Raw genomic sequence first — 15,531 nt, 5'->3', positions numbered from 1 at the left:
AACCTGAGTGTATTAGAACAAGGGATATCTCTTTGAAGTGCGCTATTCCAATTAGGGTGTTGTATTGGCTACGGGAAGTATTTTCCCATTGAAATAGTGATGCCCATTTTGAGCGAAATCTGCGATGTAGCGTCCCATTTCAAAGGCTAAAGTACCCGCTTCAACACCTGGAAAAGCAGCTTCGAACATTTCAGTCTGAGCAGATCCTAAGGCTAGGCAGTTCACTTTGATTCCCTTTTCCTTAAATTCCTCCGCTAAGCATTCTGTAAGCACTGCTAATGCAGCTTTACTGGTTGAATATGCCGAAAGTCCGGGAAACTTTAGGGATCCCTGGAATCCGCCCATACTGCTAATATTGACAATATGTGAGCCTGATTGCATCATGGGAACAACGTGTTGTATCATATTGACGTGTCCCATCACATTGGTTTGTAGCATTTCAGCAAAATCCTTTCCATCAGTTTCCATAAATGGCTTATTGATGAGTGCTCCAGCATTGTTAATCAAGATATCAACCTTATCAAATTTTGATTGGATGAAGGGAACGAGAGTAGTATAGTCATCGTAGACAATATCAAATTGAGCCGGATATAAAGTGCCGCCATCATAGTTGAGCTGACCTGCAATTTCATGAAGTTTTCTCAGTTTGTCTGCTGATCTAGCCAAAGCAATTACTTTGTTGTCCTTTTTAGAGGTCAAATCCAATACCGCTTCAAATCCAACACCACTGCTTGCACCTGTAATAATAATATTTGCCATGTTTATTCTTCTAGTTTTTGACTTTGTTCAACTTCTTCTGCGGAAGGTAATTTGTCCTCGCCAATTGCTTGCGGATGAAAGATAAAGTAAATCCCCGAAAGAGCAACGAGAGCGGAAATAATATAAAATAACAATGTGATCAAAACCGCATTGTGAGAGTCTACCTGGAATATGCCAGCTCCCCACATAATCACAAGTTCACGCATGCCCAATCCCCCAACAGAAAACGGAATGATTGAAACCAAAGAAGATGCAAGGAATAGAAATAGGTACGGAGAGAACTTACCGCTAAAACCTAAGGCATAAAGAATGAGGATTGCTGCGAGAACCTGCATTGATTGTACACCAATAGCCTTTAAATGTGCTCTTAGAAATGTTGCCTTGTATTCCTTAAAGAACTTGGTTACGATAAAGTAATAGAGAACGCTCCCTATAATAAATAAAATGATGGTAAGATAGTTTGGAATCCCTAGCTGTGGCATATAGGTAACCAGCGCTGCGATGATAAGGCATAGTGCCCATAGGCCGCTTAATCTGTCTAAAAATAGGGCCGTGAATAATTTTCTTCCTTTAATATTGAATCTTTTCCTGAGGAAAAATATCTTATATCCATCTCCGCCAACACCCCCAGGTAGAATGAGGTTATAAAATAGGCCAAGTTGGTACAATTTCAAATTATATTTTTCCGTGACATCCAGACCGATTGCCTTTAAAAAGGTTAATAAACGCGAAGAGGAAATAAAAATGGAGATACTATAAGCGACTAAAGCAAAGAATAGATAGAGCGGATTGGAATTGATGACAGCTTCTTTCAGATCCTTTAGAGATACCTTGCTGAATACCCAATATAAGGCTCCCACAGTAACAACGATCTTTGCTATATTTTTGGCTATTTTGAGCCCCTTTTTTTTATCCATAGAAATTATACGTCCAATCTTGTTCAGCTGTAATTAGCGATTTGGCGAATCCAAAGTTAGAAACTTTGTCGAATTGTGCAATTGTGCTTAAGCTATCGTTGGGTAAATTCTTGAATACAATAATATCAAATATAAAATACCAAAGATAGTAGCAAGAGAAAATAGCCAATTTAGGTCAATTCTGTTATATTTGTGCTTGAGCACAGCGATCATCAATCCAATGATGAAGCAAAATAATAAAATAGGAGCGACAAGCGCGATCTTATTGGTAAATGCAAGGCTGATTTGATTCAATTTGCTTTTTGCTTCCTGTCCTAAAAAAAGCGGATAAGAAGCAAAGGCCAATAAAATGATAAATAACCTTAACAGCGTTTTTGCGATTATTTTGCTTATGGTATGATTTTTGGCTGTAATCTTCATGATTTGTGGATTAATTTACCCCAAAAATACAATTTGAAATTAAAATTTATACATATGAATCGATTCGTTTTATCATTAGCAACAGTTTTTGCTACGGTGACCTTATTTTCTTGTGGAGCACAAAAGCAAGGTACATCAACTGGAAATCCTTCTTCCAATACGAGTGCAGCTTCTGGTCCTAGCGCTTCGGATTGGAAATCCGCTGTAAAAGGAACGTGGACATTGAATACAATCGATAGAGAGAATTTACCTTCTTCATTCACGATTAAAAGTGTATTTGAAGAGGCTCCTGCAGAATGTTTCGTAGGTAGTACATGGAATTTTATTGGAAATGGTAAAGGATCAATTACATTTAATGCGCAAGGAACTTTATGTGCTCCGGGTGCATCACGTGAGATCTTTTGGTCTATCTATAACCCTGGAAAAGGCTTAGGAGAACCTCAGTTTCAATTTAAAAAGATTTATGCAGGCGATAAGGCGAAGAACGTAACAACAGGTTACCGTTTGGATTTATCTTATTCGGATGGGAATAAATTAGTTATGCGCATGCCATTGACTGTTGCTAACGGAGAAGCCTATTTAGTGTTTAATTTTACGCGTTCGAACTAAACGTAAACGATAAAAGAAGAATAACAGAAAGCTATAGGAATTCCTATGGCTTTTTTTGTTTAAAATTTAATACTTTTACACTCCCAATTCATTATGATTTATTTGTGCCATAGGCTGCGGAATTTACCGATACAGTGAAAAAGCCAACTATGCATGATAATCTTGTGGGCGGATAAGCTTATTTTAAGTATGAAAATGGGATATATACCTAACGATTTCGTCAGGTATTGCTTAATCTAGAGAGAAACATGGCTGAACAAAACACGAAAACTGCTTTAATAACAGGTATAACAGGACAAGATGGTGCCTATCTAGCAGAATTCCTATTGAAGAAAGGTTACAAAGTACACGGTTTAAAGCGTCGCAGTTCTTTATTCAATACAGATCGTATTGATCATCTTTATCAAGATCCCCATCTTGACAATAGAAATTTCACATTGCATTTTGGTGATTTGACGGATTCAACCAACTTAATCCGTATTATACAGGAAACACAGCCTGACGAGATTTACAATCTTGCGGCGCAATCTCACGTAAAAGTTAGTTTTGATACGCCGGAATATACTGCAAATGCCGATGGTATCGGTACCTTGCGGATTCTTGAAGCAGTCAGATTATTGGGAATGATTGAGAAAACCCGTATCTATCAGGCTTCTACTTCCGAGCTGTATGGATTGGTGCAAGCGGTTCCACAAAGTGAAACAACACCTTTTTATCCGCGAAGTCCTTATGCTGTAGCAAAAATGTACGGTTATTGGATTACTGTCAATTATCGTGAAGCCTATAAGATGTATGCCTGTAATGGAATTTTATTTAATCACGAGAGCCCTGTAAGGGGAGAGACTTTTGTGACACGTAAAATTACCAGAGCTGTAGCAAAAATCGCGCTAGGGCTACAGGATAAATTATATCTTGGTAATCTGTCGGCACAACGCGACTGGGGGCATGCCAAAGATTATGTAGAAGCAATGTGGTTGATTCTACAACAAGAAACCGCAGAAGATTTTGTGATTGCTACAGGTGTGACAACAACTGTAAGGGACTTTGTTCGCATGGCTTTTGCAGAATTGGGAATCGAGATTGAGTTCAGTGGAAAGGGAGAGCAGGAGAAGGGGGTAATTATCGATATTGACGAGGAGCGCCTAGCCCAGTTAAATATTGATAAGTCGCTGATTAAATTCGGTCAGACTGTTGTCAAAGTTGATCCAGCATATTATAGACCAACTGAAGTCGATTTACTTATTGGTGATCCGACTAAAGCAAATACAAAACTTGGATGGACGCCAAAATATGATCTTCAGATGTTGGTAACAGATATGGTACAATCCGATCTTCACCTGATGAGAAAGGAAGAATACTTAAAACAAGGCGGATTTGAGACCTTGAATTATTTTGAATAATTCATAATTGGTAATAAAAAATAAAACTGGAATAATTTTTGTTTAAACATTCAATAGTATAAATTATAGATTTATACCTATGAATATGACAGTATATTATGATAAATTCAGAAGTTGTTTCGAGTAAGAAAGAAGAAGAAAAGAAGAAAGATTCTTCGAAGATTTACTTCTTTATCATTGCGATAGCAGCATTACTTGCAACGAACATATATTTTTATGTCAAGTTTAAGACCAATGGTGAAAAGGTCTATACACTTACAGTGGAAAAAGAAAATTTGCAGGTACAAATCGATCGTATTGAAGCTGAATTGGATAAAATTGATGTAGAAAATGTCCAATTGACTCCAGAGATGTCCGTGCAGAAGGATGATTCCAGAGCTGAGATCGCAGAGCTTCGTAAAAAACTTGAAAATAAGAGTATTACTCCAAAAGATATCGATGAAGCACAGCACAAGATCAATCAGCTTAAGAAGCAGGTGGATACTTATCGTGTAAATGTGCAGCGGCTGATTCAGGAAAATCAGATTTTATCGAAGCAAAACTCCAACTTGAGCGAATCTGTTGTCGAAAAAGAAAAACAGATTACTTCATTAGTTACATCAAATTCGGATCTGAAAGAGAAGGTTGCAACTGCTTCAGCATTAAAGGTTTCAAGCATCAGTATAAATGGCCTTGAAGTCAAAAAGAATGGAAAGGAATTTGTAGAGGAACGCGCTAAAAAAATTGATAAGTTAAAAATCAATTTTACCATTGCTGATAACCCCTTAGCAAAAAATGGAGAACGTGATATCTATGTCAGAATTATAGATCCACAGGGAAATCTGGTCGTGCAAGGTGATAATATTTTCTATGTACATGGCGAGAAATTACAATATACTTTTAAACACAATATTTTATTTACCAACAAAGGTGAAGATTATATCGTCTATTGGGCAGCAGAGGAAGGATTCTCTAAAGGGGCCTATACGATTTTGTTATATGAAGATAATGCAATTATGGGACGATCTACTGTTGTATTGCGTTAAAAATAAATATACTATAAACAAAAAAGCTCTTTGCAGTCATGCAGAGAGCTTTTTTGTTTATAGTATACTGTTCTTGTTATACTGACCCTTAAAACAAAAGAGTAAGGCTATCCATTAACTGGTTAGTTTTATGCTATCAGTGTTTGAGTTATGAGGTGCCCTAATTGAACGCTATATTTTTATTTACATTAGTTGGCATGACGACCCCTTCTTTACACAAATGGAGCGGCAGGTCCTTATTAGATATACTGGAGATAGGTTTCATATACGCTTTCTTCGATGTCTTATTTTTGTTGATTGTTATCTGCACATATTAAGACTCTACCTGTTGCAAAGGAAGCAGTATATGAAACGTCGTACCTTCGCCTTCTACAGTCTCAAAATAAATTTGCCCATTACTGGCTTCAATTGTTTTTTTGACAAGAACTAGCCCTAAACCGTTTCCTGAACTCTTTGTCGTGAAATTAATCTGGAAAATTTTATCCTGCATCTCTTTGGGAATTCCATAACCATTGTCTTTGATGTCTATCTTGACAAATTTGTCTGAGTAGCGTTCAATGGAAATCTCGATCTTCATGTTTTTTCGTCCATAACCGCCTTCAATTGCATTTTTTATTAAATTATTGAAGGTTCTCAATAGCTCATTACCATCAGCCTTAACAATAAGGGTTTTGTGATCAGCATTGTTAATGAGACGAATACTTACATTTGGTGTATTGTTGTACAAGGAAATGGACTTTGTTATTTTTTCTACAATATTGATGTTTTCCATTACCGTATTTGGGAATTTTGCGAAGTGCGAAAATTCTGAGGCAATATGTGTCAATGCATCGATTTGTTCGATAAATGAAGTGGAGAATTTATTGAAGCGATCCGGAAATTTAGGGTCCTCATCTTTGTACGATCTACGGAGTTGCTGAATGCCTAATTTCATTGGTGTCAGCGGATTTTTGATTTCATGGGCTATCTGTTGAGCCATCTCGCGCCAAGTGGATTCTCGCTCAGTATCTTTGATTTTATTGGCATAGTCCTCAAGTTTTATGATCATGAGATTATATTCTTTGATCAATGTACCTATTTCATCATTTCGTTGCCAAAACAGAGGTTCGTTGGGTTGTCCCAGGCGTAGTTGTGAGATCTTCTTACTGATGATGCTCAATGGATTGGTGACACTGTTGGCCACAAATGTCGCATAAAAACCAAAGCCTATGATGATCAGCGAATAAATGTTCACTATCGTATTTAAAAGAAGATTTTTATTGATATTTTCTTCCTTCTGAAGCGAGAAGTTTGGTATACCTATATAAGCCAGTGTATTATAGTTTTTATCCCTGATGGTGGCATAACTGGTCTCAAATTGAAAAGTGCCTATACGCTCATCTTCAATCGTCTCCGATTTTTTTAAGATAGAAAGATTCTTCAGTGCAGCTGGATTAATGAATGTAGAGAAAAGCTCCAGATCGTAGATTCTACGCTGTGAGCTATAAAGTAACCTGCCTGATTTGGAATAAAGATTGAAGTCTTTGGAAATAGTTTCAGATAATGTCTTGAGCATGCTGATAAGCTGCGTTTCGGTGGATGTTTCATCCGTGTAGGTCAACATATTTTCCATCCGTTTGCCCAATTCGATAATAAAACGTTCCTTACTTGCTCTATTATTATTATAAAGCTGCTTGTTGATACTTATATACGAAATTACCGCCGATATAAGGATCGCCAGTATTACTGATGAGATAATGGAGGTCTGAATACGTGTAGAGTACTGTATTTTATTTATTATTTTGTAGAACTGATATTTTAAATTACGGAAAGTTAGCTTGGTATTCTTGAGAAAGATATAGAATGATTTTATAAAATGGAAAAACATGAAAATCATAAAAAATACCAGGAACAAAAATGAAGTAGTCGCTAGATAATCCCAAAAAGAAGGTTTCTGTTTACTGATAACATATGTTGAGAATTTATTGGCAACATAAGCCATATGTAGGTATGCATCACGGTCCAGTACTTGAATATATTCTCCTGGAACACCTTTCAGCCCCCTTAAATTGTTCTCGTAGGTATATTTTCCAAACTGTGTTATTAAAGAGCCTCCTTTATAGAGGGCTATCGAATAATCCCCTTTATTATAATATTGTGAATTGTTGATCCGCATATCGGTGAGGATTTCGGGATAGGGAACCGTATAACTAAAATCTTTATTGGAAAGATTGATGATGACATTGACAACCCTATTTTGGTCAATGGCGACAGGAATAATGGAGAAGTATTCATGCGTACCTAATTCCGCACTGGCACGGTAGAAGTTCTGCGTGACTTTTATAGACTTGTTGATTACCTTTTCTCGATATTCATTGATCTTATTCTGACTGGCTGGATTGAGGGGAATATTATTTTGATCATAATAATATGCTTTGAACTCATACTTGGAAAGATAGCCACTAAAATACTTTTTCTTGATAAAATCGTTGATCCCTTCGGTATTGGTATAGGGTAGACTGATATTAAATAAATGTTTTAATTCTTCATCGTTTGCTATGCTGCTTTCAATATCAGAGAATAATGAAACAGCATTGACATCATCTTCTGATTGTAGATTACTCAACAAGATTTTCATGTCGATTAAGTTCCGTTCCTGATAGAAACGTGCGTGCGTGATCGCACTTATGATTGCCCAAAGTATCAGTACAGCGATATAATTTGTTAATATATGTCGGTCGAAATACTTCTCGCCAAATGATTTAATAAGGATGATCAGTGCAAGTAACAAATTGACCAGGCTATTTTTCTCTATATAGAAGGAAATGATCAGGATGACAAAAATGACACATGCCAGTTGAATATTGAGTAGCTGCGTCGGTTTTAATTCTAATTTTTTAAGAAAAAATAGTACAAGATCAATGTAGATACTTAAGGCCAAAATACCCATGCCAACAATGCCTAGATCTACCCAACTTAAGAAATGTAAATCGACAAGTTTTGTGAAATCAAAATAGATGTTGTTGGAGTGTGTAATCAATGTACCAGCGATATCATACAATAGACCGAACGATAGATATATACTTAGAATAAATCCGATTGCGATAGGAATTCTAAAGAGCCGGATGTTTTTTATTTTGTCAAAGTTGAGCTCTTTGCGAATTGCATAGATAAATAGAACCAACCATAGCACCAATATGGTGGTGGACATCACGGACCATATATTAGGGAAGAAACGGTTGTAAGCATAATTACGCGAGTCGAAAATTGAAAATGTCGCATTTTCGGACAGCAGATTCCATTTAAGATCAGCAAATTTGACAAGGCTAAATATCGATAACAGCAGGATTGCAGACCACCAGGCCCGTCCTGTCTTGGCCATATGTAAGCAGAGGCTATTGAAGAAGATCAGTAATGCGATCCAGGCAAGTAGCCAGCAGAAGAATTGCAAAATTGTATAGGCATTTTCATGCTCTCCATCTTTCAGCTTAACGGAGAACAGATAAGACCCCTCATTGCTATAGATATTTTTAATGGTGACCGTGTCTGTATAGGAGGCAATGTCAATATTTCTGGTGTCGAAGAAGTTTCTCCGCAAAGAGCTATTTAAATAGGGGTTGTTGTTATTTGTATAGCCTTTTACAATAATATAGGCGAGTATACTGATATTGCCAATTGTTTTTTTTCGAACAACGTAAGAACGGTTATCATCCTGAATAAAATTGGATTTTTCTGGAAATCCCTGATCTGTAATAGGTACAAATAGATGCGTGCTCCACATCTTCGGTTCATGGTCCTTAAAGAGAAATAAATAAACCTTCTCATTGGTTTTAAACTTTTCAAATGCCTGATAAACTGCTATCGGATACTGATCGTAGTTTTTAAATGTTTTGAGTAGGAGTGAATCATTGAAAATTCGGTCGACTTTTTTCTCTTGTTGAGCGATATAATCATTGAGTGATTTTGTATCAATGTCCAGTATTTCCTTATTGGTAACAGATTCTTTAATGGTGATAGCTGTTCCTATAAAGCATAAAGTCAAGATAAGTAGGAGTAATCGAATTTTTATACCAGAATTCACGTTCGTCAATTTACATTATTGTAAATATAAAAAAAAGTCCTTGCTTTCTTAGGGCAAGGACTTTTATATTATTTTTCTGAACTATCTATTTTCATGGGCCAGAAAGAATCTTCATTAGATTTCTTTAGCTGTTGATGCTAGCGAAAACATGAAGGATTTAATACGCTAATTAAACGTGTGGTTCTTCTTGACGGAAGATTTTGGCAGTCAAATACTCGCGGTTTAGACGAGCAATGTTTGTTAATTTGATACCAACAGGACATTCTGCTTCGCAAGCTCCAGTGTTCGTACAGTTACCAAAACCTTCTGCATCCATTTGATCTACCATTGCCTGTGCACGTTCGTAACGCTCAGTTTGGCCTTGAGGTAATAAGGCAAATTGAGATACTTTTGCAGACACAAATAACATTGCAGAAGCATTTTTACATGCTGCAACACAAGCACCACAACCGATACATGTAGCCGATTCGAATGCTTCGTCAGCAATACGTTTAGGGATCGGAATAACATTGGCATCAGGAACACCACCTGTATTGACATTTACATATCCGCCCGCTTGTTGAATGCGGTCAAAAGCCGTACGGTCTGTTGCAAGGTCTTTCAATACCGGGAATGCAGCAGCTCTCCAAGGTTCTATCACGATAGTCTGTCCATCGTGGAAGCTACGCATGTGCAATTGACATGTTGTGGTACCTTCTTTAGGACCGTGAGGGCGACCGTTGATTACTAATGAACACATCCCACAGATACCTTCACGACAGTCGTGATCGAAATATACAGGATCTTCTCCTTTACGAGTCAATTCTTCATTGACAATATCAAGCATCTCTAAGAAAGACATATCATCAGCGATATCGTTTGCCTGATAAGTTACAAATTGACCTTTATCTTTATCATTTTTTTGACGCCAAACTTTCAGCGTTAAATTCATATGTTGTGCCATGATAATTTTCCTTCTTATTTATAACTTCTTTGTGTTAACTGAACGTTCTCGAATACCAAGTCTTCCTTGTGTAATTCCTCAGGTACATTGTCACCTTTGTATTCCCAAGCAGATACATAGGCGAATTCATCATCGTTACGTTTTGCTTCACCTTCTTCAGTTTGGCTTTCTAAACGGAAGTGACCACCACAAGACTCAGCGCGTTGCAATGCGTCAACAACCATTAACTCACCTAACTCTAAGAAGTCAGCTACGCGACCAGCTTTTTCTAAAGAAAGATTTAATTCTTCGTTCTCTCCAAGTACTCTAACGTTTGTCCAGAATTCTTTTTTCAACTCTTGGATCAAACCTTGTGCTTTTTGTAATCCTTCAGCTGTACGAGCCATACCACAATATTCCCACATGATGAGACCTAGTTTTTTGTGGATATCATCAACAGTTTCTGTACCGTTTAAAGACAATAATTTGTTGATTTTGTCTTCAACTTCCTTACGTGTAGCTTCGAAGGCAGGATGGCTGTGATCTACTGGTGCGAATGAGCCTAATTTAGCTAAGTAATCACCCACAGTGTAAGGAATTACGAAATAACCATCGGCAAGACCTTGCATCAATGCAGATGCACCTAAACGGTTTGCACCGTGGTCAGAGAAGTTACACTCACCTAAAGCATACAAACCAGGGATTGTAGTCATCAAGTTGTAGTCAACCCATACGCCACCCATTGTGTAGTGAACAGCCGGGTAGATACGCATTGGTTGTTTGTATGGGTTCTCGTCAGTGATTTGGTAGTACATGTCAAATAAGTTACCGTATTTAGCACGTACTGCATCTTCGCCTAGACGACCGATCGCTTCTTTAAAATCCAAGAATACGGCGAAACCAGTTTTACCAACACCACGACCATCATCAACGGCTTCTTTTGCATTACGAGATGCTACGTCACGTGGTACCAAGTTACCGAATGAAGGGTATTTACGCTCCAAGAAATAGTCTCTGTCGTCTTCTTTGATATCATTGGCTTTGATCTCACCTTTACGTAATCTTTCTGCCATTTCTTGAGTTTTAGGAACCCATACACGGCCGTCATTACGTAAAGACTCTGACATCAATGTCAATTTGGATTGGTGATCGCCTGTTACCGGAATACACGTTGGGTGAATTTGTGTGTAACAAGGGTTTGCAAAGTAAGCACCACGTTTGTGTGCTCTCCAAGCTGCTGTAACGTTACATCCCATTGCATTTGTAGACAAGAAGAATACGTTACCGTAACCACCAGTACACATCAATACTGCATGTGCAGCATGAGTTTCGATTTTACCTGAAACCAAGTCACGAGTTACAATACCTTTAGCATGACCATCGATCATAACTAAGTCTAACATCTCATGACGCGTATAAGATTTTACTTTTCCTTTTTTGATTTGACGGTTTAATGCTGAATACGCACCTAACAACAATTGTTGTCCAGTTTGACCACGCGCATAGAACGTACGGCTTACCTGAGCACCACCGAAAGAACGGTTGTCCAATAAACCACCATATTCACGTGCAAAAGGAACACCTTGCGCAACACATTGGTCGATGATGTTGACAGATACTTCTGCCAAACGGTAAACATTTGCCTCACGTGAGCGGTAGTCACCACCTTTGATTGTATCGTAGAATAAACGGAAAACAGAGTCTCCGTCGTTTTGGTAGCTCTTTGCTGCGTTAATACCACCTTGTGCCGCAATAGAGTGCGCACGACGAGGTGAATCTTGGTAACAGAAGGTAATTACATTATATCCTAATTCGGCTAAAGATGCTGCTGCAGATGCACCAGCAAGACCTGTACCAACAACAATAACAGTAAATTTACGTTTGTTAGCAGGGTTAACCAACTTAAGATTAAATTTATAATTTGACCACTTTTGGGCTAATGGGCCCGCTGGTACTTTTGAATCTAACATATCTCTTAATTTTATATTGATCGATAAAGCCAGAGCTTTATCTTAAAAGATTCTGAATTATTTAAAGAAGAAAAACAATGGCATTATTGCAAAGCCAATTGGAATTAATACCCCAAATACCCAAACACCGATTGCTCTGATGATTCCAATATATCTTCTGTGGTTAAAACCTAAAGTTTGGAATGCAGATTGGAAACCATGAATTAAGTGGAATGCCAAAGCTGCCATCGCAATAACATACAAAGCTACCAATGCAACATTTTTGAATGCAAAGTCAACTTGCTTGTACAAATCTCTCGCTTTTAAGATTTGAACATTGTTTTCTACCGTTTCTTGGTAGTCGTGGAATTCAGAAGCTTGAAGTTCTCTCGCTGTGGTTTGTCCAGTTGCCAAATCAGTACGGTATTCAATGTACGGCACTTCATCATTGTGAAACTTCCACCAAAAATTAGACATGTGCGTAGCTAAGAATACTAAAATGACAGTACCTAAGATACCCATGTTGCGTGAATTCCACTTGCTGTTTGCTTGACCATCATATTTGGCATAACCAATAGGACGAGCGGCCTTGTTTTTCATCGACAATGTAATGGCGTAGATGACGTGAACAATTACCGAAGCATACAATAAGTAAGAAACAACTTTGATTGGTGTAAAGTGAGTCATAAAATAGGCGTACTTGTTGAACGCTAGACCCGCATCATCTTTAAATAATTGCAAGTTACCAACCAAGTGAACAACTAGGAATAAACATAGGAAGATTCCTGTTAAGCTCATGATTAGCTTCTTCCCAATCGAAGAACTGAAAACTGGCTTTGATTTACTCATTATCCTTGTAATTTAATTTGAATTAGGCAAATCTACTATTTGCTATTAAATATGATACCATTTTGACAAGAAAAAGCAACAATTTAGAACGGTTCTAAAGTTTATTGAAATAAAAAGTCCGTTTTGAATAAAAACGGACTTTCTAACGGTATATGAACAGTGTTTAACGAACTATAGAATACTGAATAATCTATAGCCTAAACCGATACTCCACATGTTAATTTTTGGATTTGCCTGGCTCTCATTGTTGACTTTGTTTAAGCCCATTTCGTATCTTACATCGACACGTAAGCTTGAAATGTCAGCACCTACACCGAAGGCCCAAGAAGTACCACTCTTTTTATAGTTATTTGGGTTCAACTGATCAATGACTTTATCTTGCTTGTCATCTACTTTAAATGAAAATATAGGACCAGTCTGGATTCTTGCTCCGATAGGGCCCAAACCAAAGCGCTTGCCCAATAAAATAGGAACATCAACCGTTGTAAATTTTACATCTGTCGATTCGCCATTCTCAGCTTTCACTGTCGTGTTTTTACCGGTTAAATAAACCTCAGGTTGAATATGGAATCCCAATACACCAACACGTCCATAAAGACCTGCTTGGTAGCCTGCTTTTGTGTCTGAATTGAAATATTTGCCATCGCTTTTAAGCTTAGAGAAGTTCAAGCCTCCTTTTACACCCACCTCAAACCCGGGCAGAAGCTGCGCTTGTGCCGTTGCTACGCTACCACAAATCAAAAGTAATGCTGGTAAAATCTTTTTCATAATCTTTTATTTATGTATATATTGTATCTTTAAACAAACTTTTACAGTTCAGTAAAGATATACAAATTTTATACCTAAATCTTAGTTATGCTGAAAATTAACGAAGAACAATGGCAAGTAGCCAAAGAAAAACTCCGTCGCAAGTACAACCACTTAAGTGATGAAGATTTAGCTTTTCAAGCAGGAGAGGAAGATAAACTGATCAATAGATTGTCTTTACGTTTGGGAAGAAAACCTTCATATGTTTTGTTTACAATAGGTAAAGAGATTCAGGATATTAGTAGCAACCGATTATGAGTGATGCCATTAGTTGGGGCGATTTCGAGAAAGTGGATTTACGGGTAGGAACGATCCTGGATGCAAAAGACTTTCCAAAAGCGAAGAAACCAGCTTATCAACTGGAACTAGATTTTGGAGATGAAATCGGTATATTACAGAGTAGTGCCCAGATTACAGTACACTATAACAAAGAGGAGCTGATCGGAAAGCAAGTGGTTGCAGTCATAAACTTCCCCAGAAAGCAGATTGCTAATTTCTTTTCTGAGTGCTTGGTAACAGGATTTCCTGACGAAAATGGAGATATTATTTTGACATCAGTCGACAAAAAATTACCAAATGGATCTAAACTTAGTTAAGTTTGTACCATGACATTTATAGATTTTGAAGGAACACAACTCATCGATAGTGACGAGTCGTTCATGCGTATGGCATTGAATGAAGCTAAGGTTGCGTACGAAGAGGGAGAGGTACCTATTGGGGCGGTTATTGTTCATCGAGGACGTGTTATAGGGAAAGGTCATAATTTGACGCAGCGATTGAATGATGTGACAGCTCACGCTGAGATGCAGGCTTTTACGGCAGCTGCAAATTACCTTGGAGGCAAATACCTGGATGAATGTACATTATATGTTACTATTGAACCTTGTATTATGTGTGCCGGAGCGGCCTATTGGACACATATTGGTAAAATAGTCTATGGAGCCAAAGATGAAAAGCGTGGTTATTCTCATTTTCACGATAAAATATTACACCCCAAAACTGTCATTACACATGGCGTTTTGCAGGAAGAATGTGCTGATCTGGTAAAATCATTTTTTCGTCAAAAACGGTAGAGAGATAATGGATTTATTGTAATACATAAAAACATAACCGTGTATATTATGTTATATTTGTATATATAAACGAAGTAATAAACATTTAAATTAAAATAGATATGGCATTTGAATTAGAAGCGTTACCATACGCAGCCGACGCATTGGAACCACATATTGACAAAACTACAATGGAAATCCACCATGACAGACACCATCAGGCATATGTGGATAACTTAAATAAAGCAATCGCAGGAACAGACGCAGAAAACCTATCGTTATTGGATATCATCAAAAATGTAAGTAAATATTCTGCGGCAGTACGTAACAACGGTGGTGGTCACTACAACCACTCTTTGTTTTGGAAAGTTTTAGGCCCAAATGCTGGCGGAGCTCCAACAGGTGAGTTAGCTGAAGCAATCAATGCTACTTTTGGTTCATTTGATGAATTGAAAAAGCAACTTCAAGCTGCTGGTGCAACTCGTTTTGGATCAGGATGGGCTTGGTTAATTGTTGGTGCTGATGGTAAATTAGCTGTAACTTCTACACCAAACCAAGACAATCCATTGATGGATGTTGCTGAGGTAAAAGGCACGCCTATCTTAGGTATCGACGTTTGGGAGCATGCTTATTATTTGAAATTCCAAAATAAGCGTCCGGCGTATTTAGAGGAAATCTTTAATGTTATCAATTGGGATGCAGTAGCACAAAACTATGCTGCAGCAAAATAAGTGATCATTTGATAGAAAAATAGAAAAGCGA

14 protein-coding genes are annotated in these 15,531 nt (G+C 37.6%); 7 read left to right on the top strand and 7 right to left on the bottom strand.

The features are described 5' to 3' along the window. Positions 1–51 precede the first annotated feature (51 nt). Positions 52–759, bottom strand: coding sequence for an SDR family oxidoreductase (locus GVK91_RS22255; RefSeq protein ID WP_159731388.1), 708 nt, complete (start codon positions 757–759; stop codon positions 52–54). Between the two features lie 2 nt (positions 760–761). Further along, positions 762–1,676 (bottom strand): lysylphosphatidylglycerol synthase transmembrane domain-containing protein, encoded by a 915-nt coding sequence (locus tag GVK91_RS22250; protein WP_075990891.1) that lies wholly within the window; start codon positions 1,674–1,676, stop codon positions 762–764. 474 nt (positions 1,677–2,150) lie between these two features. Between GVK91_RS22250 and GVK91_RS22245 the strand changes: the two genes are divergently transcribed. The 3 genes from GVK91_RS22245 (at position 2,151) to GVK91_RS22235 (ending at position 5,130) form a co-directional block, all read left to right on the top strand. Further along, positions 2,151–2,705 (top strand): lipocalin family protein, encoded by a 555-nt coding sequence (locus GVK91_RS22245; RefSeq protein ID WP_046674905.1) that lies wholly within the window; start codon positions 2,151–2,153, stop codon positions 2,703–2,705. A 248-nt stretch (positions 2,706–2,953) separates the two neighbouring features. Next, positions 2,954–4,105, top strand: coding sequence for a GDP-mannose 4,6-dehydratase (gene gmd, locus GVK91_RS22240; protein WP_046674906.1), 1,152 nt, complete (start codon positions 2,954–2,956; stop codon positions 4,103–4,105). Positions 4,106–4,203: 98 nt separating this feature from the next. Then, positions 4,204–5,130, top strand: coding sequence for a hypothetical protein (locus GVK91_RS22235; RefSeq protein ID WP_153848173.1), 927 nt, complete (start codon positions 4,204–4,206; stop codon positions 5,128–5,130). Positions 5,131–5,443: 313 nt separating this feature from the next. Here the strand turns inward: GVK91_RS22235 and GVK91_RS22230 are convergent, their stop codons facing one another. The 5 genes from GVK91_RS22230 to GVK91_RS22210 form a co-directional block, all read right to left on the bottom strand. After that, on the bottom strand, positions 5,444–9,190 hold the full coding sequence (locus tag GVK91_RS22230; protein WP_159731386.1) for a HAMP domain-containing sensor histidine kinase: 3,747 nt from the start codon (positions 9,188–9,190) through the stop codon (positions 5,444–5,446). A 169-nt stretch (positions 9,191–9,359) separates the two neighbouring features. Beyond that, a complete protein-coding gene (locus GVK91_RS22225; RefSeq protein ID WP_182330307.1) occupies positions 9,360–10,133 on the bottom strand; it encodes a succinate dehydrogenase/fumarate reductase iron-sulfur subunit in 774 nt (257 codons plus the stop codon). A 14-nt stretch (positions 10,134–10,147) separates the two neighbouring features. Next, entirely contained in the window at positions 10,148–12,082 is a 1,935-nt protein-coding gene (locus tag GVK91_RS22220) for a fumarate reductase/succinate dehydrogenase flavoprotein subunit (RefSeq protein ID WP_088160104.1), read from the bottom strand. 57 nt (positions 12,083–12,139) lie between these two features. After that, positions 12,140–12,910 carry a succinate dehydrogenase cytochrome b subunit gene (locus tag GVK91_RS22215; RefSeq protein WP_046674909.1) on the bottom strand — a complete coding sequence of 257 codons (771 nt, stop codon included), beginning with the start codon at positions 12,908–12,910 and terminating at the stop codon, positions 12,140–12,142. Between the two features lie 171 nt (positions 12,911–13,081). Then, positions 13,082–13,678: a porin family protein gene (locus tag GVK91_RS22210; RefSeq protein WP_153848169.1), complete on the bottom strand. Its 597-nt coding sequence runs from the start codon at positions 13,676–13,678 to the stop codon at positions 13,082–13,084. An 87-nt stretch (positions 13,679–13,765) separates the two neighbouring features. Between GVK91_RS22210 and GVK91_RS22205 the strand changes: the two genes are divergently transcribed. From GVK91_RS22205 to GVK91_RS22190, 4 genes are all read left to right on the top strand, one after another. Continuing rightward, a complete protein-coding gene (locus GVK91_RS22205) occupies positions 13,766–13,975 on the top strand; it encodes a hypothetical protein (protein WP_070561956.1) in 210 nt (69 codons plus the stop codon). After that, positions 13,972–14,313, top strand: coding sequence for a tRNA-binding protein (locus tag GVK91_RS22200; RefSeq protein ID WP_153848168.1), 342 nt, complete (start codon positions 13,972–13,974; stop codon positions 14,311–14,313). Before GVK91_RS22205 ends, GVK91_RS22200 begins: the two co-directional genes overlap by 4 nt. 9 nt (positions 14,314–14,322) lie before the next feature. Further along, positions 14,323–14,790, top strand: coding sequence for a nucleoside deaminase (locus GVK91_RS22195; protein WP_046674913.1), 468 nt, complete (start codon positions 14,323–14,325; stop codon positions 14,788–14,790). A 101-nt stretch (positions 14,791–14,891) separates the two neighbouring features. Further along, complete coding sequence (locus GVK91_RS22190; protein ID WP_120333147.1) at positions 14,892–15,500, top strand: superoxide dismutase; 609 nt, start codon at positions 14,892–14,894, stop codon at positions 15,498–15,500. The last annotated feature ends 31 nt before the right edge of the window (positions 15,501–15,531 follow it).

It is taken from the genome of Sphingobacterium sp. 18053, assembly GCF_902706145.1.
Classification (GTDB): domain Bacteria; phylum Bacteroidota; class Bacteroidia; order Sphingobacteriales; family Sphingobacteriaceae; genus Sphingobacterium; species Sphingobacterium paramultivorum.
The sequence above is the reverse complement of the archived record's forward strand: the minus strand, read 5'-3'. Positions and strand labels throughout refer to the sequence as shown.